Source organism: Nocardioides humilatus (assembly GCF_008373755.1).
Lineage (GTDB): Bacteria > Actinomycetota > Actinomycetes > Propionibacteriales > Nocardioidaceae > Nocardioides > Nocardioides humilatus.
Genome location: NZ_VUJV01000004.1, coordinates 77023 through 99245 on the forward strand (window position 1 = coordinate 77023; position 22223 = coordinate 99245).

Annotated in this window: 20 protein-coding genes; 3 read left to right on the plus strand and 17 right to left on the minus strand. The window is 71.4% G+C overall.

Annotated elements, in window-relative coordinates:
• Nucleotides 1-147 precede the first annotated feature (147 nt).
• The 13 genes from F0U44_RS14845 to mraZ form a co-directional block, all read right to left on the minus strand.
• The gene (locus F0U44_RS14845) at nucleotides 148-891 is read right to left on the minus strand and encodes a cell division protein FtsQ/DivIB (protein ID WP_149729136.1); all 744 of its coding nucleotides are present in this window, start codon (nucleotides 889-891) and stop codon (nucleotides 148-150) included.
• On the minus strand, nucleotides 884-2263 hold the full coding sequence (gene murC / locus F0U44_RS14850) for a UDP-N-acetylmuramate--L-alanine ligase (protein ID WP_149729137.1): 1380 nt from the start codon (nucleotides 2261-2263) through the stop codon (nucleotides 884-886). The genes F0U44_RS14845 and murC overlap by 8 nt, the downstream gene beginning before the upstream one ends.
• Entirely contained in the window at nucleotides 2260-3348 is a 1089-nt protein-coding gene (gene murG, locus F0U44_RS14855) for an undecaprenyldiphospho-muramoylpentapeptide beta-N-acetylglucosaminyltransferase (protein ID WP_149729138.1), read from the minus strand. The genes murC and murG overlap by 4 nt, the downstream gene beginning before the upstream one ends.
• A gap of 10 nt (nucleotides 3349-3358) precedes the next feature.
• On the minus strand, nucleotides 3359-4522 hold the full coding sequence (gene ftsW, locus F0U44_RS14860; protein ID WP_246160496.1) for a putative lipid II flippase FtsW: 1164 nt from the start codon (nucleotides 4520-4522) through the stop codon (nucleotides 3359-3361).
• A 109-nt stretch (nucleotides 4523-4631) separates the two neighbouring features.
• Nucleotides 4632-6122 carry a UDP-N-acetylmuramoyl-L-alanine--D-glutamate ligase gene (murD, locus tag F0U44_RS14865; protein ID WP_188113502.1) on the minus strand — a complete coding sequence of 497 codons (1491 nt, stop codon included), beginning with the start codon at nucleotides 6120-6122 and terminating at the stop codon, nucleotides 4632-4634.
• A complete protein-coding gene (mraY, locus tag F0U44_RS14870; RefSeq protein ID WP_149729141.1) occupies nucleotides 6119-7204 on the minus strand; it encodes a phospho-N-acetylmuramoyl-pentapeptide-transferase in 1086 nt (361 codons plus the stop codon). The genes murD and mraY overlap by 4 nt, the downstream gene beginning before the upstream one ends.
• A gap of 28 nt (nucleotides 7205-7232) precedes the next feature.
• Nucleotides 7233-8612: a UDP-N-acetylmuramoyl-tripeptide--D-alanyl-D-alanine ligase gene (locus F0U44_RS14875; protein WP_149729142.1), complete on the minus strand. Its 1380-nt coding sequence runs from the start codon at nucleotides 8610-8612 to the stop codon at nucleotides 7233-7235.
• Nucleotides 8609-10162, minus strand: a complete 1554-nt coding sequence (locus F0U44_RS14880) for a UDP-N-acetylmuramoyl-L-alanyl-D-glutamate--2,6-diaminopimelate ligase (RefSeq protein WP_246160497.1) — start codon at nucleotides 10160-10162, stop codon at nucleotides 8609-8611. The genes F0U44_RS14875 and F0U44_RS14880 overlap by 4 nt, the downstream gene beginning before the upstream one ends.
• The gene (locus tag F0U44_RS14885) at nucleotides 10159-11943 is read right to left on the minus strand and encodes a peptidoglycan D,D-transpeptidase FtsI family protein (protein ID WP_246160498.1); all 1785 of its coding nucleotides are present in this window, start codon (nucleotides 11941-11943) and stop codon (nucleotides 10159-10161) included. Before F0U44_RS14885 ends, F0U44_RS14880 begins: the two co-directional genes overlap by 4 nt.
• 18 nt (nucleotides 11944-11961) lie before the next feature.
• Nucleotides 11962-12534, minus strand: coding sequence for a cell division protein FtsL (ftsL, locus tag F0U44_RS14890; protein WP_149729143.1), 573 nt, complete (start codon nucleotides 12532-12534; stop codon nucleotides 11962-11964).
• A gap of 3 nt (nucleotides 12535-12537) precedes the next feature.
• A complete protein-coding gene (gene rsmH / locus F0U44_RS14895; protein WP_149729144.1) occupies nucleotides 12538-13500 on the minus strand; it encodes a 16S rRNA (cytosine(1402)-N(4))-methyltransferase RsmH in 963 nt (320 codons plus the stop codon).
• A 13-nt stretch (nucleotides 13501-13513) separates the two neighbouring features.
• Nucleotides 13514-13687: a hypothetical protein gene (locus tag F0U44_RS23055; protein ID WP_188113503.1), complete on the minus strand. Its 174-nt coding sequence runs from the start codon at nucleotides 13685-13687 to the stop codon at nucleotides 13514-13516.
• Nucleotides 13688-13891: 204 nt separating this feature from the next.
• The gene (gene mraZ / locus F0U44_RS14900) at nucleotides 13892-14314 is read right to left on the minus strand and encodes a division/cell wall cluster transcriptional repressor MraZ (protein ID WP_149729145.1); all 423 of its coding nucleotides are present in this window, start codon (nucleotides 14312-14314) and stop codon (nucleotides 13892-13894) included.
• Nucleotides 14315-14581: 267 nt separating this feature from the next.
• On the opposite strand from mraZ, the gene F0U44_RS14905 reads away from it, so the two are divergent.
• Genes F0U44_RS14905 through F0U44_RS14915 form a run of 3 tightly spaced genes read left to right on the plus strand, consistent with a single transcriptional unit; the run spans nucleotide 14582 to nucleotide 19147 of the window.
• Nucleotides 14582-15526 carry an AAA family ATPase gene (locus F0U44_RS14905; protein WP_438616494.1) on the plus strand — a complete coding sequence of 315 codons (945 nt, stop codon included), beginning with the start codon at nucleotides 14582-14584 and terminating at the stop codon, nucleotides 15524-15526.
• A 31-nt stretch (nucleotides 15527-15557) separates the two neighbouring features.
• On the plus strand, nucleotides 15558-16769 hold the full coding sequence (locus tag F0U44_RS14910) for a DUF58 domain-containing protein (RefSeq protein WP_149729146.1): 1212 nt from the start codon (nucleotides 15558-15560) through the stop codon (nucleotides 16767-16769).
• The gene (locus F0U44_RS14915) at nucleotides 16766-19147 is read left to right on the plus strand and encodes a transglutaminase TgpA family protein (protein ID WP_149729147.1); all 2382 of its coding nucleotides are present in this window, start codon (nucleotides 16766-16768) and stop codon (nucleotides 19145-19147) included. Before F0U44_RS14910 ends, F0U44_RS14915 begins: the two co-directional genes overlap by 4 nt.
• 31 nt (nucleotides 19148-19178) lie before the next feature.
• Here the strand turns inward: F0U44_RS14915 and F0U44_RS14920 are convergent, their stop codons facing one another.
• From F0U44_RS14920 to F0U44_RS14935, 4 genes are all read right to left on the minus strand, one after another.
• The gene (locus F0U44_RS14920) at nucleotides 19179-19619 is read right to left on the minus strand and encodes an SCO2097 family morphological protein (protein WP_149729148.1); all 441 of its coding nucleotides are present in this window, start codon (nucleotides 19617-19619) and stop codon (nucleotides 19179-19181) included.
• A gap of 104 nt (nucleotides 19620-19723) precedes the next feature.
• The gene (dinB, locus tag F0U44_RS14925) at nucleotides 19724-20923 is read right to left on the minus strand and encodes a DNA polymerase IV (RefSeq protein WP_246160499.1); all 1200 of its coding nucleotides are present in this window, start codon (nucleotides 20921-20923) and stop codon (nucleotides 19724-19726) included.
• Nucleotides 20924-20962: 39 nt separating this feature from the next.
• Nucleotides 20963-21697 carry a methyltransferase domain-containing protein gene (locus F0U44_RS14930; protein ID WP_149729149.1) on the minus strand — a complete coding sequence of 245 codons (735 nt, stop codon included), beginning with the start codon at nucleotides 21695-21697 and terminating at the stop codon, nucleotides 20963-20965.
• Nucleotides 21698-21729: 32 nt separating this feature from the next.
• Nucleotides 21730-22182, minus strand: coding sequence for an SAV_6107 family HEPN domain-containing protein (locus F0U44_RS14935; protein WP_149729150.1), 453 nt, complete (start codon nucleotides 22180-22182; stop codon nucleotides 21730-21732).
• Between the last annotated feature and the right edge of the window lie 41 nt (nucleotides 22183-22223).

A 22223-nucleotide genomic window follows, 5' to 3' on the forward strand; every position in this document is an offset into this window, starting at 1 on the left:
TCCTGAGGGTTATAGTTATGTCAACCTCGTCGTGTCCATGACAGTAGGTACGACGACACCCGTGATCAGGGAGACACGCCGGGAGAAAGTCGCCGGACGCGAAAGATCGCCGCCGAAGATCGGCGCCGGAAGATCAGCGCCGAGAGGTCAGCGCGTGGCCGGCATGCTCGGCACGCTGACGTCGTAGACCGTCGCGTCCGGCTTCGCGTCGAGCAGGTCGAGCAGGACCCGGGCCTTCTCGTCGGAGAGGTCCGCGCTCCCCCACTCGACGAGCCGGTCCTCCGACAGCACGAGCTGGATCTGGTCGGCGGTCTCCACCTTGAGGTGATCGACGAGGGAGGCGACGGCGGGGTCGAGCGCGCCCACGACGTCGGCGGCCTCCTGCAGCGCGAGCCGGTCGGCGCCGGAGGAGACCTCGACCCGCGGCAGGGCCGCCGGCGCCTGCTTGGGCATGGCGCCGAAGGTGTAGGTGTCGCCGGTGTCGGCGAGGAACGCATAGTCGGTGCCCACCCCGACCACGGCGATCGGGTCGAGCTCGTGGACCTCGATGTGGATGTCGTGTGGCCACTCGCGGGAGACGTCGACCGACTTCACTGCCGTGAGCTTTTTGACCCGCGCCTCGATCGCCTCGAGGTCCGCACGGATCAGGGCCTCGCCGGTCGGCACCTCCGCAGCGGCCAGCACCTCGTCGTCGGTCAGCTGGGACGTGCCGGCGACGGTGGCGCCCTCGACCTGCAGCCAGGAGGAGAAGTAGAGGGCGTAGATCCCGAAGCCGGTGGCGCCGACGAGCAGCACCGCCACCAGCACGGCCCGCAGCACGACCCAACGCCGCGCCCACTGGCGGCGGGCGAACTTGCGCCGCGTCCGCTCCTGCGTCGAACGCTCAGCCACCGGCCCGCTCCTCCAGCGCCGCGACGATCTGCGGCGCGAGTGCGGTCACGTCACCAGCCCCGAGGGTCAGCACCAGGTCGCCGGGGCGGATCCGGTCGAGCAGCACGGCAAGCGCGCGGTCGCGGTCGGCCACGAAGGTGACCTGCTCCGCAGGAAGAGGTACGGCGTCAGCGACCACCGCACCTGTGACCTCCGGGTCGGGATCCTCCCGCGCGACGTAGATGTCGAGCACGACGACCTCGTCGGCGGCGCCGAGCTCGGCGCCCATCTCCGCACCGAAGATCCGCGTGCGGGAGACCAGGTGCGGCTGGAAGCACACGACGAGCCGTCCGCCCTCGACCCCGGCGGCCAGCGACCGGGCCGCCTCGAGGTCGCCCCGGATCTCGCTGGGGTGGTGTGCGTAGCTGTCGTAGACCCGGACGCCGGCGACCTCGCCGATCGGCTCCATCCGACGCTTGGCACCGCGGTGGCGGGCCAGTCCCCGGATCAGCGCGTCCGGCTCGGCCCCGAGCTCCAGCCCGACGGCCAGCGCGTAGAGGGCGTCCTGGGCGTAGTGGCGGCCGGGCACGGCGAGCACGACCTCTCCCAGGTCGACGCCTCGGGCCTCGACCCGAAAGCGGGTGCCGCCTCCTTCGACCACGAGATCGTGACCGCGCACCGTGGCGCCGTCGAAGAAACCAGCCGTGACGTCGGCGAGGTCGGCCCGCTCGGCGATCGTGACCCGAGCCCGCTGCGCAAACTCGGCGAAGGCGGCCTCGTAGGCCTCCTCGGTGCCCCAGTGGTCGAGGTGGTCGGCGTCGACGTTGGTGATGACGGCGATGTCGGGGGTGTAGACGAGGAACGCGCCGTCGGACTCGTCGGCCTCGACGACGGCGACCGGACCCGCGCCCAGCCGGGCGTTGGTGCCGAGGCTCTCGACCTCGGCGCCGATCGCGAAGGTCGGGTCGAGCCCGGCCTCCTGCAGGGCGACGGTCGCCATCGCGGTCGTCGTCGTCTTGCCGTGGGTCCCGGCGATCGCGACGACCGACCTGCCGACGAGCACCGACTGGAGCCCGGCGGACCGCGGCCACAGCCGGAGCCCGCGAGCGGCCGCCTCGACGATCTCCGGGTTGTCCTCGCGCGCGGCGGTCGTCGCGACCACGGTGTCCACCCCGTCGAGGTGGGCGGCGTCGTGGCCCACGTGGACGGCGATGCCCTCGCGTTGCAACGCCTGCAGCACGACCGAGTCGTTGGCGTCGCTGCCACTGACCTCGATCCCGGCCTGGTGCATGAGCCGCGCGATGGCGGACAGTCCGGCACCGCCGATGCCGACGAAGTGCACGCGGCCGAGCCGGTCGGCGGCCGGGATCTCCTCAGGGACGGGGATCTTCATCCGCGAGCCGTCTCGACCACGATCCGAGCGAGGCGCTCGTCGGCGTCGCGCGGCACCAGGCCGGAGGCCGCAGCGCTCATGGTCGCCAGACGGCCGGCGTCGTGGACCAGGTCGGGCACGGTGTCGGCCACGTAGTCGGCCGAGAAGTCGGGCTCCTCGACGACGAGCGCTCCCCCGGCGTCGCCGACGGACCGAGCGTTGAGGAGTTGCTCACCGTTGCCGTGGGCGAGCGGCACGAAGATCGCCGGCACCCCGCTGGCAGCGGCCTCGACGACGCTGGACGCGCCACCACGGCAGACCATCAGGTCGGCCGCCGCGAGCGCGTAGTCCATCCGCTCGACGAAGGGCAGCACGACGTAAGGGGTGCCGGTGTCTGCGGGCTCGACCCACTCCGGGTCCTCCTTGCCGCGCGCGCCGATCACGTGGAGGACCTGGACCCCGCTGGTGCCGAGCGCGGCGGAGGCGCGGGTGATCGCGCGGTTGAGCTTCCACGCCCCGAGCGAGCCACCGGTCACCACCAGGGTCGGCAGGGCGGGATCGAGGCCGAAGAACTCACGGGCCTCGGCCCGAAGCGCCACTCGGTCGAGCTGGGAGATCATCCGCCGGATCGGCAGGCCGACGTACTCGGCCTTCTTCAGCGGTGTGTCGGGGAAGCTGACGGCAACCCGGCGCGCGATCCGCGCACCGGCCTTGTTGGCCAGGCCGGGCAGCGCGTTCTGCTCGTGGATGACCAGCGGGAGCTTGCGACGGCGGGCAGCCAAGTAGGCCGGCATCGAGACGTAGCCGCCGTAGCCGACGATCACGTCGGGCTGCACCCGGTCGATGACCTCGAGCGTCGCCTTCACCGCACCCCGCAGGCGCGACGGCACCATGGCCAGGTCCTTGTTGGGGCGGCGCGGCATCGGGACCGGCGGGATCAGCTCGAGCGGGTAGCCCGCGGCCGGCACGACGGTGTTCTCCAGGCCGCGCGGCGTGCCGAGGCAAGTGATCTCAGTCGAGGCGTCCAGCCGCTTCAGCGCGTCGGCGGTCGCGAGAAGGGGTGAGGTGTGCCCCGCCGTACCGCCGCCGGCCAACAAGACTCGCATTGCACTAACGCTAGCGACGTGCGGACAGTCCGGTCGCGCGGGCGCGCCGCCGCTGCGCCAACGCCCTCGCCGCGGCAGGTTCGCGACGGGCGAAGCCGACCACCAGACCGAGCGCGACGAGGGTCGGCAACAGGCTCGAACCGCCGTAGGAGACCAGGGGTAATGGGATGCCGATGACCGGCAGCAGCGCGAGGACCATGCCGACGTTGATCATCATCTGGCCGAGCAGCCAGATCACGATGCCGAAGCTGCAGTAGCGGACGAAGGGGTCCTTGGTCTCGCGCGCGATCCGGACGGTGGCGTAGGCGATGACGAGGAACAGCCCGATCACCAGCAACGTGCCGACCAGTCCGAGCTCCTCGCCGAGGACGGCGAAGATGAAGTCGGTGTGGGCCTCGGGCAGCGCGCCCCACTTCTGCTGGCTGGCGCCGATGCCCTGGCCGAAGATGCCGCCGGTCGACATGGCGTAGAGGCCGTGGGCCGGCTGCCATCCGGTGCCGTGGTAGTCCTTGAACGGATCGACGAAGGTCGTGATGCGCGATAGGCGCTCCGAGGAGGTGGCGGCGATCCCGAGGGCGAGCACGCTCAAGATGCTGAGGCAGAGCACGAAGAGCCGGATCGGTGCGCCGACGACCCACAGCATGCCGATCAGGATCGCGGCGAAGACGAGAGCCGTGCCGAGGTCGCGTCCGAGCACGACCAGCCCCGTGGCCAAGACCATGCCCGGCACCACCGGCACCAGCACCTGGTGCAGGCTCCGCAACCGGCGGTCCTTGTTGGCGTAGATGTGGGCGGCCCAGATGATGATCGAGAACTTCGCGATCTCCGACGGCTGGATCTGCACCGGTCCGAGCGGCAGCCAGTTCTTGTTGCCGTAGACCTCGACGCCGAACTTGGCCGTGGCGAGCAGCAGAATGAGCGACACCACGAACGCCGGGTAGGCCATCCGCCGCACCAGCCGCAGGGGCAGCCGCGAGGCGACGAACGCCAGGGGCACACCGATGACGACCCAGAGCAACTGACGCTTCACGATCGCGTAGGAGTCACCGGACTCCTCGAACGCCTCGACGCTCGAGGAGCTGAGCACCATCAGCAGACCGATGGTCAGCAGGAGCGCGACCGAACCGAGCAGCAGGTAGTAGTTGGTCAGCGGGCGCGCCAGTGCGTCGCGCACAGCCGCCAACCAGGTCAGCCGCGCCCGCGAGCGCAGCGACGCCAACCGGGAGCCGGTGGAATCGGGGACCGCAGTCGTGATGACGGACCCCCTTCTCTCGCTCGGCCTCTTACTCAGTCCGGTCGTCGACCGCCGCGCGGACCGCTGCTGCGAAGGCATCGCCCCGTGCGGCGTAGTCGGTGAACTGGTCCATCGAGGCGCACCCCGGTGCGAGGAGCACCGTGTCACCGGCCCGGGCGACCTGGGCCGCCGCGCCGACGACGCGTCCCATCAGGTCAGCCCCGTCTACCGGGCCAGTCTCTCCGGCGGTCACCTCGATCACGGGTACATCGGGCGCGTGTCGCGCAAGCGCCTCCGCGATGACGGCACGGTCGCGGCCGATCAGCACGACTGCTCGCAGTCGGTCCTTGGCCTTGTGGACCAGCTCGTCGAACGTCGCACCCTTGGCGAGCCCGCCGGCCACCCACACGACCGGCTCGAACGCGAGCAGCGAGGACTGCGCGGCGTGCGGGTTGGTGGCCTTGGAGTCGTCGACCCACGTGATGCCGCCGCTCTCGGCGACCGTCGCGATCCGATGGCCGTCCGGGCGGAACGCCCGCAGCCCGTCCCGTACGGCGGCCTGGCTGATCCCGTGGGCCCGCGCGAGTGCCGCGGCCGCCAGCGCGTTGGCGACGAAGTGCGGAGCCGGCGAGGCCAGGTCGGAGATCGCGCACAGCTCGGCCGCGCTGTCTTGGCGGCCGTCGATGAAGGCGCGGTCGACCAGGATGTCCTCGACGACCCCGACCATGCCGACCGACGGGATGCCGAGGGTGAAACCGATGGCGCGCGCACCCTCGACGACGTCGGCCTCGCGCACCAGGTGCTCGGTCGTCGGGTCGGCGACGTTGTAGACGCACGCTCGCTCGACACCCTGGTAGATCCGCCCCTTGTCTCGGGCGTAGTCGTCCAGGGCGGTCGGGCCGTCGTACCAGTCGAGGTGGTCCTCGGCGAAGTTGAGCACTGCTGCCGACTCGGCGGCCATCGTGGAGACGTAGTGGAGCTGGAAGCTCGAGAGCTCGACCGCGATCACGTCATAGGGCTCGGGGTCCATCACCGCCTCGGTGAGCGGCAGACCGACGTTGCCGGCCGCGACGCTGCGCAGGCCGGCCGCGCGCAGGATCGAGTCGAGCATCTGCACGGTGGTGGTCTTGCCGTTGGTGCCGGTGATGCAGAGCCACGGAGCCGCGCGGTCGGGGTCGCGGAGCCGCCAGGCGAGCTCGGCCTCGCCCCACACGGGGACGCCGCGCTCGGCGGCCTGGACCAGCAGCGGGGCGTCGGGCCGGAAGCCGGGCGACATCACGAGCAGGTCGACGTCGTCGGGCAGCTGCGCGGTCGCGCCCGGGTGCAGCTTCACGGTGGCGCCGAGGATCTCCAACAGCTCGGCCTTCTCGAGCTGTGCCGCCGTCGCGTTGTCCGCGAGTGCGATCACCGAGGCGCCGAGGTGGGTGAGGTTGTCGGCAGCGGCGTAGCCGCTCGCGCCGAAGCCCGCCACGACCGCGCGCACGCCCTCCCAGGAGTCCTTGCGGCCCAGCTCGTCGACCCTTGTCGCCGGGGAGCTCAAAGCCGCGCCACCCACTCGGCGTAGAACACGCCCAGGCCGGTGGCCACGCACAGGCCGGTGATGATCCAGAACCGGATCACGACCGTCACCTGCTCCCAGCCGAGCATCTCGAAGTGGTGGTGGATCGGCGCGATCCGGAAAATCCGCTTGCCGACGCCGGTGAAGCGCTTGGTCGCCTTGAACCAGGTCACCTGCATCATCACCGAGACCGTCTCGAGCACGAAGAGACCGCCGAGGATCACGAGGAGCAGCTCGGTGCGCGTGAGGATCGCGAACCCGGCGAGCGCGCCGCCGAGCGAGAGCGAACCGGTGTCACCCATGAAGATCCGGGCCGGCGAGGCGTTCCACCACAGGAAGCCGAAACACGCGCCGGTGATGGCTGCGGCGATGATCGCGAGGTCGAGCGGGTCGCGCACGTTGTAGCAGCTCGAGCTCGGCTCCTCCTGGCAGAACTGGTTGTTCTGCCAGATGTTCACCAGCATGTAGGCGCCGAAGACCATCACGCTCGCACCGGCGGCGAGGCCGTCGAGGCCGTCGGTGAGGTTGACCGCGTTGCTGAAGCCGGTCACGAGCAGCCAGACCAGGAGCAGCGCCAGGATCGTCGGCAGGACCAGCCAGTCGATCTCGCGGAGGAACGAGATCTTCTCCGAGGCCGGCGTGCGGCCGTTCTCGTCCGCGAGCCACGGCGAGAGCGCCAGCCCGCCGAAGACCAGGGCGATGACGGTCTGGCCGACCATCTTCGCCTTGCTCCGCAGACCGAGGTTGCGCTGCTTGTAGATCTTGATGAAGTCGTCGAGGAAGCCCACCAGGCCCATCCCGACGAAGAGGAAGAGCAGCAGGAGCGCCGACGCGCTGGGCACGTCGGTCGTGATGGCCTTGGCGAGGAAGTAGCCGAGCACGACGGCGGCGATGATGACGACCCCGCCCATCGTGGGCGTGCCGCGCTTGGTGTGGTGGCTGGTCGGGCCGTCCTCGCGGATCTCCTGACCGTAGCCCCACTTCGTGAACCAGTGGATGGCGACGCGGGTGCCGAGCAGGGAGATCAGCAGCGAGATACCGCCACCGAGCAGGATCGCTAGCACGCCGCTGTCCTCTCAGAAAGTGTCGACTTCACCCGGTCACCAATCCTTCGGCGACCCATTCGAGCGCCGCTCCCCGAGACGCCTTCACGAGGACCACGTCCTCAGCACCGGCATTCTGCCGCAACCACGCGAGAGCGGCGTCGCGCCCCTCGGTCCTGATCACCTCCGGCGCGTCGTCGCCCTCACCAGACGCCAGGATCGCGTCGCCGATCCCGCTCGCAGGCTCCCCCACGACCACGACGACGGCGACGCCCAGCCGCGCGGCGTCGGCGCCGACCGCGCGGTGGCCCGCGTCGTGCTCCTCGCCGAGCTCCTTCATCTCACCCAGCACCGCGATGGTGCGACGACCGCGCTTCTCACCGATCGCGGTGAGAGCCTCCAGCGCTGCCCGCACCGAGTCGGGGTTGGCGTTGTAGGCGTCGTTGATGACGACCATCCCGTCGGGACGCTCGTGCAGCTCCATCCGCCAGCGCGACGCGGCCGGCGTCGCCGACAGCGCCCCAGCGACGTCGGCGAGCGGAAAGCCCGCGGCGAGCGCCATCGCGGCCGCGGCGGCAGCGTTCTGCGCCTGGTGGACCCCGGTCTGCAGCAGCTGGACCGCTGCCGACTCCCCACCGTGCTCGAGGACGAACCCCGGTCGCCCGAGCTCGTCGAGCACGAGGCCGGACCAGCGCATGTCGCCCTCGCTGCCGAAGGTGACGACCCGCGCCGCCGTCCGGGGCGCCATCGCCGCCACGAGCGGGTCGTCGGCGTTGAGGACCGCAGCACCATCGGCGGGCAGCGCCTCGACGATCTCGCCCTTGGCCTGCGCGATCTGCTCGCGACCGCCGAACTCACCCACGTGGGCGGTGCCCACGTTGAGCGCCGCCGCGATCCGCGGCGGGGCGATGCCGCACAGGTAGGCGATGTGCCCGATGCCGCGGGCCCCCATCTCCACCACCAAGAAGCGGGTGTCGGCACCGGCCCTCAGCACTGTCAGGGGTACGCCGACCTCGTTGTTGCCGTTGCCCTCGGTCGCCACGACCGCGTCGTCACCGGCGAGCCGCCGCAGGATGCCGGCGAGGTAGTCCTTGGTCCCGGTCTTGCCCTGCGAGCCCGTCAGGGCGAGGACGGTCGCGGGCGTGCGGTCGACGACGTGGCGGGCGAGGCGACCGAGCGCCTCGACCGGGTCGGGGACGACGACCGTCGGCGCGTCGGTCGGCCGGCTCCCGAGCACGGCGTGGGCCCCGGCCGCGTAGTCGTGACCGTCGACCCGCTCCCCCACGACCGCCAGGAAGAGACCGTCGCTCACGGGTGACCTGCTGTCGACGTACGCCGGACCGGTGACCAGGACCTCAGGAGCGTTGCCGTCACCGTGGACCACACCGCCGACCACCTCGGCGATCTCGGCCAGCCGCATCGGGATCATCGGTCGTCTCCTGCCAACAGCTCGCGCACCACGTCACGGTCGTCGAACGGATGCACCACGCCCGCGATCTCCTGGCCGGTCTCGTGTCCCTTGCCTGCGACGAGGAGGACGTCGCCCGGACCGGCCGCCGCGACAGCAGCGGCGATCGCCGCGCGCCGGTCGCCGATCTCGAGCACCTCGGCCCGGACGTCGGCGTCGATGCCCGCCAGCACCTCGGCACGGATCGCGGCCGGGTCTTCGGTGCGCGGGTTGTCGTCGGTGACGATCAAAAGGTCTGCTCCGTCCGCCGCGATCGCACCCATGACCGGTCGTTTGCCACGGTCACGGTCGCCGCCCGCGCCGATCACCGCGATCAGCCGGCCGGCCGTCACCGGCCGCAGGGTGTCGAGCACCGCGGTCAGCGCATCGGGCTTGTGCGCGTAGTCGACATAGACCGCGAAGCCTCGCTCGCTGTCGAGCGCACCGGTCACCCGCTCCAGCCGACCGGGCACCCCGCCCGCGACGGCCATGCCGTTGATCAGCGCAGCACCGTCCAGTCCCGCCTCGACCGCGGCTGCGATCGCCGACAGCGCGTTGGCGACGTTGAAGTCGCCGGGCAGCGCAACGGACGCCGGGAGCGAGATCCCGCCGGGGCCGCGGACGGTGAAGTTCGATCCCTCCGGACCGAGGTCGATGTCGACCGCGGTCCAGTCGGCTTCTCCCTTGATCGACATCGTCCGGATCGGGATCGAGGCGCTGTCGATCAACCGGCGGCCGTACTCGTCGTCGGCGTTGACCAGGCCCAGTCGCGCCCGGGCCGGGGTGAAGAGGGTCGCCTTCGCGGCGAAGTAGTCGTCGACGTCGCTGTGGAAGTCGAGGTGGTCGCGGCCGAGGTTGGTGAAGACGGCCACGTCGAAGACCACGCCGTCGACGCGTCCGAGCACAAGGGCGTGGCTCGACACCTCCATCGCGCACGAGGTGACCCCCTGCTCGCGCATGACGGCGAAGAGCCCGTGCAGGTCGGGAGCCTCCGGTGTGGTGAGCGCTGTCTTGAGGTCGATCCCCGCGATCCGGGTGCCGACCGTGCCGATGACCGCCGAGGAGACCCCGGCCGCGCCCAGTCCGCCGTCGAGCAGTCGCGTGACGGTCGTCTTGCCCTGCGTGCCGGTGACGCCGATCATTCGCATCGCGCGGGCCGGGTGGCCGTAGATCCCCGCAGAGACCGCCCCCAGGACCGAACGCGGCCACGCGACGACGACCGCGGGGAGGTCGGGCGGACAGGCGGCAGCCCCCGCCTCGTCGGTGAGTACGGCGACCGCACCCGCCGTCCTCGCCTGCTCGACGAAGTCGATCCCATGGGCGCGGGCACCCGGGAGCGCCGCGTAGACGTCGCCCGGTTGCACCCGGCGGGAGTCGAGGGTGATCCCGGTGATCACGCCAGCGCCCTCAGCAGGTCCGCCGCCGACCACGCGCGCGTCGGCCTGCTCCCGCACCAGCGCCACGACCTCGTCGAAGGCCAGCGCGACGGGGTGCTCCGGCCGCGTGCCCCCTGCGCCCGTCACTCCGCTCACCACTCGACGGGGAGCTTCGAGGGCTTGGTGTCGGTCGGCGGGACGCCGTAGCGGCGCAGGGCGTAGCTCATCAGCTTGGCGAACGCGGGGCCGGCGACCGCGCCACCGCCACCAGTCCTGGAGTCGTGGATGACGACGTAGATCGTGAACCGGGCGTCGTCGGTCGGGCCGAACCCGACGAACGAGGCGGTGTGGCTCCCGTCGTAGCAGCCACAGCTCTCCACGACGCGCTGCGCGGTGCCCGTCTTTCCGGCGATCCGGTAGCCGGGGACGGACGCGAGCGGTGCGACGCCGTCGACCGGGTCGAGGACGCGCTCCATCATCAAGCCGGTCTGGCGGGCGGCCTCGCTGCTGATCACCCGGCGCTCGGTGGCGTCGTCGGTGCCGATCTCGGTGCCGTCGTCGAGCGACGCGCTTCCGTCGACCAGGCTCGGGTCGATCCGGATGCCGCCGTTGGCGATCGTGTTGACCGCCGCGATCATCTGCACCGCGTTGACCGACAGCGACTGGCCGAAGGCGATGCGGTCGTCGACCTGATCGGTCCAGGCATCACCCGACGGCAGGATCCCGCGGCTCTCACCCAGCGGGCCGACGCCGGTCGTGTGGCCCAGGCCGAAGTCGCTCAGGTAGCGCCGCAACTCGCCCTTCGGGAAGTTGTCGGCGGCCAGGACCGTGCCGATGTTGGAGGACTTGGCGAGGATGCCGGCCAGCGTGAGGTGCTCGATGCCGTGGTACCAGTGGTCGTGGATCGGGCGGTCCTGCCGGTTGAGCACGGGCGGGACGACGTACTGCTGGCGCGGCCGGGCCAGGCCGGCGTCGATCAGCGCGCTCAGGGTCAGCACCTTCTCGGTCGACCCGGGCTCGTAGACGTCGGTGAGCGCACTGGACTTGTAGCGCTTCGGCGACCACTCGTCCGGCGCGCTGTTGTTATAGGTCGGGTAGTCGGCCAGCGCGAGGATCTCACCGGTCTTGCTGTCCATGATCACCGCGATGCCGGACTCGGCGTTGGCGCCCTCGACGGTCTGCTGGAGCACCTGCTGGGTGTAGAACTGCATGTCGGCATCGATCGTCAGCTGGAGCTGCTGGCCGTCGACGGCCGGCGTGATGGTGCTGTCGCCGAGCGGGATCTGGTTGCCCGCGCCCACCTTGTAGCGCTCCTCGCCGTCGGTGCCGGAGAGGTACTTGTTGAAGGCGTCCTCGAGGCCGGCGAGCGCGCGCGCCGACCCGTCCTTGCGCGGCGTGCCGAGGAAGCCCACGAGGTTGGCCGCGAGCCGGCCCTGCGGGTAGATCCGGACCGGGTCGCGACGGAGGAACAGCCCGACGAAGCCCTCGGCCTCCGCCTCGTCGACCACCTGGGTGGCCAGCCGGGCCGGGACCTGACGAGCGATGTATTGGAACCGGCTGTTCTCGACACGCAGCCGCTGGAGGACCTGGAAGTAGTCGAGGTGGAGCCGCTTCGCGAGGAAGGTGGCGAGCTCCGGGGCGTCGTCGGTGGTCAGCGCGGGGTCGGCCACGATCATCTTGCCGTCGATCGACTCGGCGAGCGGCTCGCCGTTGCGGTCGACGATCGACCCCCGGGTCGCCGGGAGGATCACGTCGACCGAACCCTCGGCAGCAGCCATCGCCGCGTACTGATCCGGATCGACGCCCTGCAGCTGCACCAACCGGGCAGCGAACACCGACAGGACCATCGCGATCACGATGAAGCCGATCTTCAGCCGCATCTCCGGCGACGCGCGCCCGGGACCGGGCGCCGGTCGGTTGCGGGTCGGTCCGGTCACACTCGTAAAACTAGGTCGTCAGCGCTGCTGATTGTTGTTGGGCGCGCCGTCCCCCGAGGGGTTGCCGCCCTTCGTCCCCGGGTCGGTCTTCGGGTCGGGCTTGTCGCGCACGATCACCGGGGCCGGGTCGAGGGCAGCAGGCTTCTCCACCCCCGGCGGGTTGATCGGGATCCGGTTGTCGGGCAGCGCCGGCACGCACGTGCCCTTGATCTCTCCCGTGCCCAGGCCGAGCACGCAGGCAGCGCCCGTCGTGAAGACCATCCCGGCCTTCTGCGCCTCGTAGGCGACGTGCTGGAAGCTGCGCTTCTCCTGCAGCTCCAGGTTGAGCGCCTCCTCACGAGCCGTCAGGTCGGCGACCTGCTGCTCGAGCGCGGTCTCCCGGAAGGACGCCTGCTGCATGGAGGTGTTGAAGAGGAGCAGCCCGACGACGCCGCCGAGCATGATCACGCTGACGAAGATGACGAACGGGACCCGCGGCGCGCGGGGGCGGTTGCGCGGACGCGGGACGACGGTGAGTCGGGCGCGCTGGACCGCGACCTCGGCCAGCCGTGGGAGTCGGGAGCGGAGCTGGGGTGCGCTGCTGCTGCTCATGGGTTACGCCGCTCCTTCGCGGGTCCGGACTCGTTCGATGGCGCGGAGCCGCACCGAGGCGGCTCGAGGGTTGTGGGCGATCTCGTCGGCATCGGCCTGCTCCGAGCCACGGGTGACCAGGCGCAGGGTCGGCTCGTGCCCCTCGGGGACGAACGGCAGGTCCTCGGGCACGTCGGAGGCCGTCGCGGCGGCGAAGGCCCGCTTCACCAGGCGGTCCTCCAGCGAGTGGTAGGACTCGACGACCACCCGGCCGCCGACGCCGATCGCGGCGATCGCGGCGGGGATCGCCCGCTCGAGCACCCGGAGCTCGTCGTTGACCTCCATGCGCAGCGCCTGGAAGGTGCGCTTGGCCGGGTGTCCACCCGTACGGCGGGCCGGTGCCGGGATCACGTCATAGAGCAGTGCGACCAGCCGACCGGAGTTGGTGAAGGGCTCCCGAGCGCGCTCCCGCACGATCGCGTCGGCGATGCGGCGGGCGAGCCGCTCCTCGCCGTACTCCTTCAGGACGCGCGCCAGGTCGGCCGCCTCGTAGGTGTTGAGGACGTCGGCGGCGGTCGGTCCGGTCCCGGAGTCCATCCGCATGTCCAGGGGCGCGTCGACCGAGTAGGCGAACCCGCGCTCCGGCAGGTCGAGCTGCATCGAGGAGACGCCGAGATCGAACAGGACACCGTCGACCGTGCGCAGGCCGAGGCCGGCGAGCACGTCGGGGATCTCGTCGTAGACGGCGTGCACGGCGGTGAAGCGGTCGCCGTAGGACGCGAGCCGCTCACGGCTGAGCTCGAGTGCCCGCGGGTCGCGGTCGATGCCGACGACGCGAGCCAGCTCGCACCGCGCGAGGACCGCCTCGCTGTGACCGCCGAGGCCGAGGGTGCAGTCGACGAGTACGGCGCCGGGGTGATCGAGAGCAGGCGCCAGAAGCGCCACGACCCGGTCCAGCAGGACGGGGACGTGTCGGGGATTCGTCATCTCCGTGTGGCCCTCAGCGCCCGAGTCCGTGAGCGATCAGCATCAGCAGGACGACTCCGGAGGAGACAGCCGCGGAGAACACCATCCGCGTCACGGCGTCGCGTGCCAGCTCCCGCACCCGCGGCTCTGCTCCAAAAGCAGCCCCGTCGGTGGCGGCGCCGGCTGCGCTCGCATCCATGACACTCATCGGTTCGACCCCTTGACCCGGATGTGCTGAGAGAAAAAGACGGTGGTGCTGAGCGATCCGTAGAACCAGGTCCCCCGCCCGCCCCCAAGCCCCGTCTGGTGCCGGGGAAGGTGCCCCAGATGAAGTGGGAGCGGGCCAGAGACCTCGTCCTACGGATCGCTATCGAGTTGTGGTGCCTGCGTGGGCGCTGAGCCAGGCGCGTGGTTAGTCGTCGTCCTCGTCGAGGTCGGCGAAGTCGGCCATCGCGTCCTCCTGGAACTCCCGCCATGCCGTGGGGTTCCAGATCTCCAGTCGGTCGCGGACGCCGATGACGACGACGTCGCGCTCGAGTCGGGCGTAGTCACGCAGGTGCGCCGGGATGCCGATGCGGCCCTGCTTGTCGGGAGTGCCCTCGTCGCCACCGGCGAAGAGCACCCGTGCGTAACGGCGTGCCGACCGGTTGGTCATCGGGCGAGCGGCTGCGCGCTCGGCCTCAGCAGCAAAGACGTCGGAGGGCCAGACGACGAGGCAGTTCTCCTGACCCTGCGTCACCACGATCCCCTCCGCCAGCCGATCCCTGAACTTCGCCGGGAGGAAGAGGCGCCCCTTTTCGTCGAGCTTGGGGGTGTAGGTGCCCATGAAGAGCATCGGGCACCTCCTGCTTCCTCCACTTTCCCCCACACTACTCCACTTTCCTCCACCGTCAACCACTTTGGGTCTGCGTTTCCTCCACTTCTGGGTCGATGCGAACGCGTGACCGCTCCGTGACCCGGAATCGACGCGGGCGGGTTAGGTTTCTCCGGCGCGTACCTTTGGCTCACCGCGGAATCCCCGCGTGAGGGCGCGCAAGAGACGGGAGAGACGCACGTGGACTCGCCGACTGCCGAGCAGCTGCACCACCCCACGGGCGCCGACGTGGCGACCGTTGCCCGGGTGGCGGCGCGCATCCGCGCCAACGTCGAGCACGTCATCGAGGGCAAGAGCGAGGTCGTCTCTGCCGCCCTCGTCGTGCTGCTGGCCGAGGGACACCTCCTGCTGGAGGACGTGCCGGGCGTCGGCAAGACGATGCTGAGCAAGGCCCTCGCGCGCAGCATCGACTCGACCGTGCGCCGCATTCAGTTCACGCCCGACCTGCTGCCGTCCGACGTCACGGGCGTCTCGGTCTACAACCAGCAGACCCGGGAGTTCGAGTTCCGTCCCGGCGGCGTCTTCGCCAACATCGTGATCGGTGACGAGATCAACCGGGCCTCCCCCAAGACGCAGTCGGCACTGCTCGAGTGCATGGAGGAGCGGCAGGTCACCGTCGACAACGTGACCTACCACCTCGAGCCGCCGTTCATGGTCATCGCGACGCAGAACCCGGTCGAGATGGAGGGCACCTACGCGCTCCCCGAGGCCCAGCGCGACCGCTTCATGGCGCGGGTGTCCATCGGCTACCCGGTGCCGGCGGCTGAGATCGCGATGCTCAACTCCCACACCGAGCTCAACCCGCTCGACGACCTCGAGCCGGTCACCGACGGCGCCGAGCTCAGCAAGCTCTGCGCGATCGTGGGGCAGGTCCACGTGTCCGAGGCCGTGCAGCGTTACGCCGTCTCGCTCACCAGCGCGACGCGCGACAATCCCGAGCTGCTCCTCGGCGCCTCACCGCGCGCGACGCTCCACCTGGTCCGCGCGGCCAAGGCCTACGCGGCCCTCCACCAGCGCGACTACGTGCTCCCGGACGACGTACGGGCTCTGGTCCAGCCGGTCGTTGCCCACCGGTTGCTGCCCAGCGCGGAGGCGGCGGTCGGCGGACGCAGCACGAGCGTGATCCTCGAGGGCATCGCGGCACTCGTGCCGGTGCCCGAGATCCGTCATTGACACCCCGACGCGGGAGGACGAGGACCAGGCGATGCGCGACGGGCTCGCAGGACTGACCCTTCGCGGGCGGGCGTTCATCGCGGCCGGCGCGACGGCGATCGTGTGCGCCGTCCTGCTCGGGCAGTCCAACCTGACCCGGATCGGCGTGCTCATCATCGCGCTGCCGCTCGCCTCGGCCTTCGTCATCGGCCGACGGCGCTACGCGCTCACCGCCGGCCGCGGGGTGCACCCCCGGATGGTCGCCGCCGGCCAGCCGGCTCGGATCGACCTCGACCTCGTCAACGAGGGTCGGTCGAGTGCCGGGGCGCTCCTCGTCGAGGACCAGGTCCCCTACGCGCTCGGCACTCGTCCACGATTCGTGCTGCAGGGCATCGCGCGTCAGTGGCGACGTCGGGTCAGCTACCAGGTGCGCTCCGACGTGCGCGGCCGCTTCGAGATCGGCCCGCTGACCATCCGCATCGCCGACCCGTTCGGCCTGGTGGAGATCAGGCGGGCGGTCCCCGGCACCGCCCCCCTCGTCGTCACCCCGCGCACGGTGGCCCTGCCGCGGACGCCGATCGTCGGAGGCTGGAGCGGATCGGGCGAGCACCGACCGCAGGTGTTCGCCGCCGGCTCGGCCGAGGACGTCAGCGTGCGCGAGTACCGCCGCGGCGACGAGCTGCGGCGCGTCCACTGGCGCAGCTCGGCCCGGATGGGCGACCTGATGGTGCGCCGCGAGGAGCAGCCGTGGGAGGCCCGGGCGACCGTCCTCCTCGACAACCGGCTCCGCGCCCACCGGGGCCAAGGTCTCGGCTCGAGCTTCGAGTACGGCGTCGTGGCCGCTGCGTCGCTGGTCCTCCACCTCGACCAGCACGGCTACGCCGTCCGGCTGGTGCTGGCCGACGGCTCCGGCGCCGATGAGACCTCCACCGCGGTCCTCGAGCGGCTCGCGCTCGTGAGCACCACCCACCACGCCTCGATCGATGTCGGGTGGACCGGCGACCAGACCCGGGGCGGGTTGGTCGTGGCCGTGCTCGGCGGGATCGAGCAGCACGACGTCGTACCCCTCAAGCAGATCAGGCACGACGCCGGCACCGCGCTGGCGTTGGTGCTCGACGTCGAGCAGTGGGTCGGTCGCGGCACCCCTGATGTCGACGGGGCCCCGTCGGCGACCGCGCTGGGCTTCCGCTCGGTGACCGTCGGCCCGCGCGACCGGCTCGACAGCGCGTGGCGTGACCTCGGGCGGGCAGGGCGGAACCGATGAGAGGCCGTCCGGCCTTCGCCCCGGCGCTGCTCGTCGCGATGCTCGCGGCCGGCACGACCTGGGCAGCACTGCTCGCCTGGCGCGGCTTCCTCGTCGACTCCTTCTCCTACCTCGCTCCCCTGGCCGTTACCGCGGTGATGATCGGGGCCGCCGGCGCCGTGCTGCGCTGGCTCGGCAGCCCCGCCGTGCTGACGCTGTCCGTGCAGCTCCTCGTCGCTACCGCGATGGTGAGTAGCGAGCTCGGCGGGAGCCCGATCCCGCTCGGCCCTGCCGCGAGGGAGATCGGGAGGTCGATCGACCAGGCGATGCACTCCGCCAGCACCTATGCCGCGCCGATCGCCTCCGACGTCCCGTCGGTCTCTCCCCTGCTCTTCCTCGGCGGTGTCGTCTTCGTCGTCATCGTCGACTTCCTGGCCTGCACGCTGCACCGCGTGCCGGTCGCCGGACTCGCACTGCTGGCGATCTACTCCGTCCCGGCCGGCCTGGTGAAGACCGGGCCGAGCTGGGTCGCCTTCCTCCTCGCGGCGATCGGCTTCCTCGCGCTGCTGCACCTCGACAGCCGCGACCACCTGCTCAAGTGGGGCCGCCCGCTCGGCCCCGAGAGCAACAGCCCCTGGGCCGAGGGCAACCCGGTCAGCGACGCGATCCGGGTGGGAGCGGGCCGCATCGGCGCCGTCGCGACGGCCTGCGCCCTGGTGATCCCGCCCTTCATCCCGGTGCTCGACATCAACCTGCTCGCGATCGGTCCGGGCAACGGCGACGACAACATCCAGATCCGCAACCCGCGCACCGACCTGCGCCGCGACCTCGAGCAGTCCGAGGAGGTGACCCTGGTCCGGTTCCACACCAACGACCCCCACCCCGGCTATCTACGCATCGCAGCGCTCAACCGGTTCACCGGCGACGAGTGGAGCACCGGCGACCGCGGTGTCGCCGACGAGGACACCGCGACCGGCGCGCTCCCCGACCCCCCGGGCGTCGACCTCGACGTGCCGCGGTCGTCGTACTCCTACACCTTCGAGGCCACCCACGCCTTCGACTCGACGTGGCTGCCCACACCCTTCCCCGCCTCCTCCGTCGACGCCGACGGCGACTGGCGCTACGACCCCGACACGTTCGACTTCCTGGCCGTGCCCGACGACCTGACGACCGAGGACCTCGACTGGGACGCGACCGGCCTCGACCTGGACTTCGGCACCGACGGCCGCTTCTTCAAGGACGCCGGCCTCGACGAGGTCGCCGACGAGTTCCTCGAGGTGCCTGGCGGCCTGCCCGCGATCGTCCGCAGCCAGGCCGTGGCGGTCACGACCGGCGCGAGCGACGACTACGAGGCCGCTCTCCTGCTGCAGGACTGGTTCCGCGAGCGCGGCGGCTTCAAGTACAGCCTGAAGAAGGCCCCGGACGGCATCGGCGGCAACGCATTTGAGGCCTTCCTCAACGCCGACGCACCTGGAGGCCGGGTCGGCTACTGCGAGCAGTTCGCCTCGGCGATGGCGGTGATGGCCCGCATGGTCGGGATCCCCGCGCGGGTCGCGATCGGCTTCCTGGCTCCCGACGACCTGGGCAACGGCGACTTCGAATACACCTCCGACGACCTCCACGCCTGGCCCGAGCTCTACTTCCACGGCACCGGGTGGGTCGGCTTCGAACCCACGCCGGCACGCATCTCCGGCACGCCGCCCGACTACACGAGCGTCCCGGTCGATATCGACAACCCGACCGAGCCGACGAGCGACCCGACCTCGAGCGGACCGTCGCGCACCTTGTCCGAGCAGCCCACGGCGACCGTCACGACCACGCTTCCCGACGAGCAGGTCGCCGACGAGTCCAGCAGCGGCGCTGACAGCGGGATCGACTGGGTCGGGATCGTGGTGCGGGTCGGCATCGGCCTGCTCGTCCTCGCGATCGCAGCCCTCGCTCTCTTCTGGCCCCGGGTGGCTCGCGGTCGAGCCCGTGGTCGACGACTGTCCGGCTCACCGGAGGACATCTGGGACGAGCTGCGAGCGAGTGCGCTCGACCTGGCCCTCCCCTGGCCCGCCGGTCGGTCCCCCCAGCAGATCGGGATGACCCTGGTCAGCCATCTCGGCGACCGCAGCGACGACGACCGGCCCGAGCGCCCACGCACCGGACCCGATGCCGACCCCGAGGCGACCATGGCGCTCGAGCGGATCATCTCGGCGTTGGAACTGGCCCGCTACGCGCGGCCGGGCTCATCGGTGCCGCCGCCCGGGCTCGCCGACGACGCCCTCACCTGCATCGCGTCCCTCGAGGCAGGGGTCACCCCCAGCGTGGCCACCCGAGCTCGGTGGCTGCCGCGGTCGGTCTGGCAGCGACCGGTCCGCGCGGTCGCCAGCGACGACGACCTGGTCGACGCCTAGGCCGGAGACCCGCTCGGCCGATCGAACGGGTTCAGAAGCCGCCGCGGTCCTTGCGACGACGCCAGCGCGCCTCGACCCGGTCCATGAAGGAGCCGTGGGACCGGGTGCGCCGGGAGCGACGGCTGTGGAGCCGGCCGCCGTCGATGACGCCGAAGCCCGACGGGTGGGTGGTCGTCACGTCGGGACGCGGAGCGCCACCGGCGGTCTGCCCGCGCAGTGCGCTGAGGCCGATCGTGGCCGAGCCGAGCATGATCACGAAGCCGACGATGCCGATCTGCCACCAGCCGCTGATCGCGCCGCCCATGAGCACGGCGATGCCGACGGCGAAGACGAAACCCGCGAGCACGGCGCGACGACGCGCAGCCTGCCGGAGCGTGGTGCCGCGCAAGGTCGAGGCGAACTTCGGGTCCTCCTCGACGAGCGCGCGCTCCATCTGCTCGAGCAGTCGCAGCTCCTCCTCGGAGAGTGGCACCTGGATCCTCCACGCGTGCATCGACGTGACGTCGGTTGTCTGAATCTTCAGTGTAAGCAGCGACCGGGGTGACCGGTAGGCCGACCTGACATTTCGTCATAGCCTCATCGGAGGAGACTTCCACGGCGGACGGCCGATGACCCGAACCGGTCGGTGGCGCGGTCGACGGCACGGTCGGCATCGGGCCAACCCGGGTCCCGCTCCCCGATGACCAGCTGACGGCTGCCCAGCTCGAGCCGCGGCCGCAGCCCCTCGACCCTGACCCCGACCAGCCGCACGCCCGAGCGCAGCGGGAACGCCTCGTCGAGCAGCAGCAGCGCGGCTTGGTAGACGTCGCTGGTCACATCGGTCGGCTCGGGCAGCGTGCGGGACCGCGCGATGGTGCGGAAGTCGCTCCAACGGATGGTGATCGCGACCGTGCGCCCGACCTTTCCGGCCGCGCGCAGTCGGCCGGCTACCCGCGACGACAGGCGAAGCAGCTCGCGCGCCAAGACGTCGCGGTCGCGGGTGTCGGCGCCGAGAGTGTGCTGGGCTCCCATGCTCCCCTCGGGAACGCCCTCGCCGAAGCCGAAGGTGCCGGCACCGCCCGGCGACAGCTCGCTGCGATCGGCGCCCCACGCCAGCGTGTGGAGGTGGCCGCCGAGGTGGCCTCCCAGCATCCGGCGCAGCTCGGCGACCGGGATCCGCGCGACGTCACCCACCGTCATCAGCCCGAGCCGGTGCAGCCGCTGCCGGGTGGCCTCGCCGACTCCGTAGAGCTCGCCGACGTCGAGCGGGTGCACGATCTCGACGAACTGCTCGGGGGCGATCACGAGGACGCCGTCGGGCTTCGCCCGACGGCTCGCCAGCTTGGCGACCGAGATCGCGGTGGCGATGCCGACCGAACAGGTGATGCCGTGCTCGGCACGCACGCGCGCCCGGATCCGTTCGGCGATCAGGACCGGGGGCCCGAAGAGCTTGGTCGCACCGCGGACGTCGAGGAACGCCTCGTCGAGCGACATCACCTCGACCACCGGCGTGAACTGGCGGAAGGTCTCCATGATCGCCTTCGACACCGGCCGCAGCACGTCGAAGTCGGGAGCGACCGCCACGAGTCGCGGACAGAGCCGGCGCGCCTCGACGCCCGACATCCCCGACCGGATCCCGTAGCGGCGGGCCGGGTAGTTGGCGGAGAGCACCACGCCCCGGTGGCCGCCACCGACGACGACCGGCACGTCCTGGAGCTCAGGGCGGTCACGGATCGCCACCGACGCGTAGAACGCGTCCATGTCGACGTGGAGCAGGTGCGGCAGCCGCGCACTCACCGCGCGGGCCGTCGGTCCGGTGGCCGGCGCGGCGGCCGGTCAGGTGGCCAGGAGGTGGATCTGCGTGGCGAGCGGGAGGTATTCGGGCCGCTCGGCGACGGCCCGCTCGAGCTCAGCGAGTGCGGAGGCCGCGCCGGCCTCCTGGTCCAGGAGTGAGCCAGGCACCAGGTCCGTGAAGACCCGCACCGCGTGCACCGCCGACACGGCGAAACCGGCCTGCTCGACCAGGTCACTGATCTCCGCGGCGGTGAACCGGCGGGGCGGTCGGCCCGCCCGAGCACCACGTTCGGACTGCTCGTCACCCTCGAGCAGCGCGAGCGCCTGGCTGAGGTGACCGGCCATCGCTCGCGCGACGACGGCAGCGTGCCGTTGCGCGACCAGGATGCTGACGGTGCCTCCGGGCCGGAGGACCTTGCGGATGGTGGCGAGCGCCGCGGCCGCGTCGACGACCTCGAGCAGACCGTGGCAGAGGACCAGGTCGGCGCTCTCCGGACCGACGACATCGAGCAGGCCGGACACGTCACCTTGGTGGCCGGCGACCTCGACGCCGATCTCGCGCGCCCGACGGGACAGCGCGGCAAGGGCATCGGGACTGGGATCCACGACGGCGACGCGGTGCCCCGCCTGAGCAACGCGTACGGCGAAACCGCCCGTGCCGCCACCGATGTCGACGACGTCGCACGGCTCGCCGGAGAGGACAGGGCCGAGCGCGTCCCACACGACGGCGGTGCGCACCGAGCCCGGACGCGGGTCGGGCCGCTCTCGGGAGACCATGCCCCAGACACTAGTGCTCCGGCCGGGACGGCTCAGCCTGCGGCGCGCCCGGCGAGCTGCTTGCCGAGCGGAAGGTGCGGAGTGAGACCGAGGGCGTGTTCGATGACCGCGAGGAACCGGTCGGCGTCGCGGACGAGGTCGTCGGCCTCGCGCTCGGTCACCGCTCGGGTCGAGCCCGACTCGGCGGCTGCGCGCTTGGCGGCTCCGGCCGCGAAGAACGAAGCCCACTCGCCGAGCTCGGGCGCCACCTCGGTGAGCAACACCCAGGCGTTCTTCTGAGCGCGACGTCGCGCCGGCGCCGGCCTGGCTCGGGCTGCGAGGAGCGCGGCTGCGGCACGGAGCGCCGCCACGTGAGCGCAGGCGTAGCGCTCCGCGATGTCGCGCGCGGCCACCGCCTCGCTCAGGGATTGCGCCGCACGCATCAGGTAGGAATGCGTCGTGGCCGGCAGGTGGTCGGGGTGGAGACGCAGGTGCTGCTCGGCCATCGGGGCTCCTCGGTCCAGGTCTTGTTCGAACATCTGTTCGA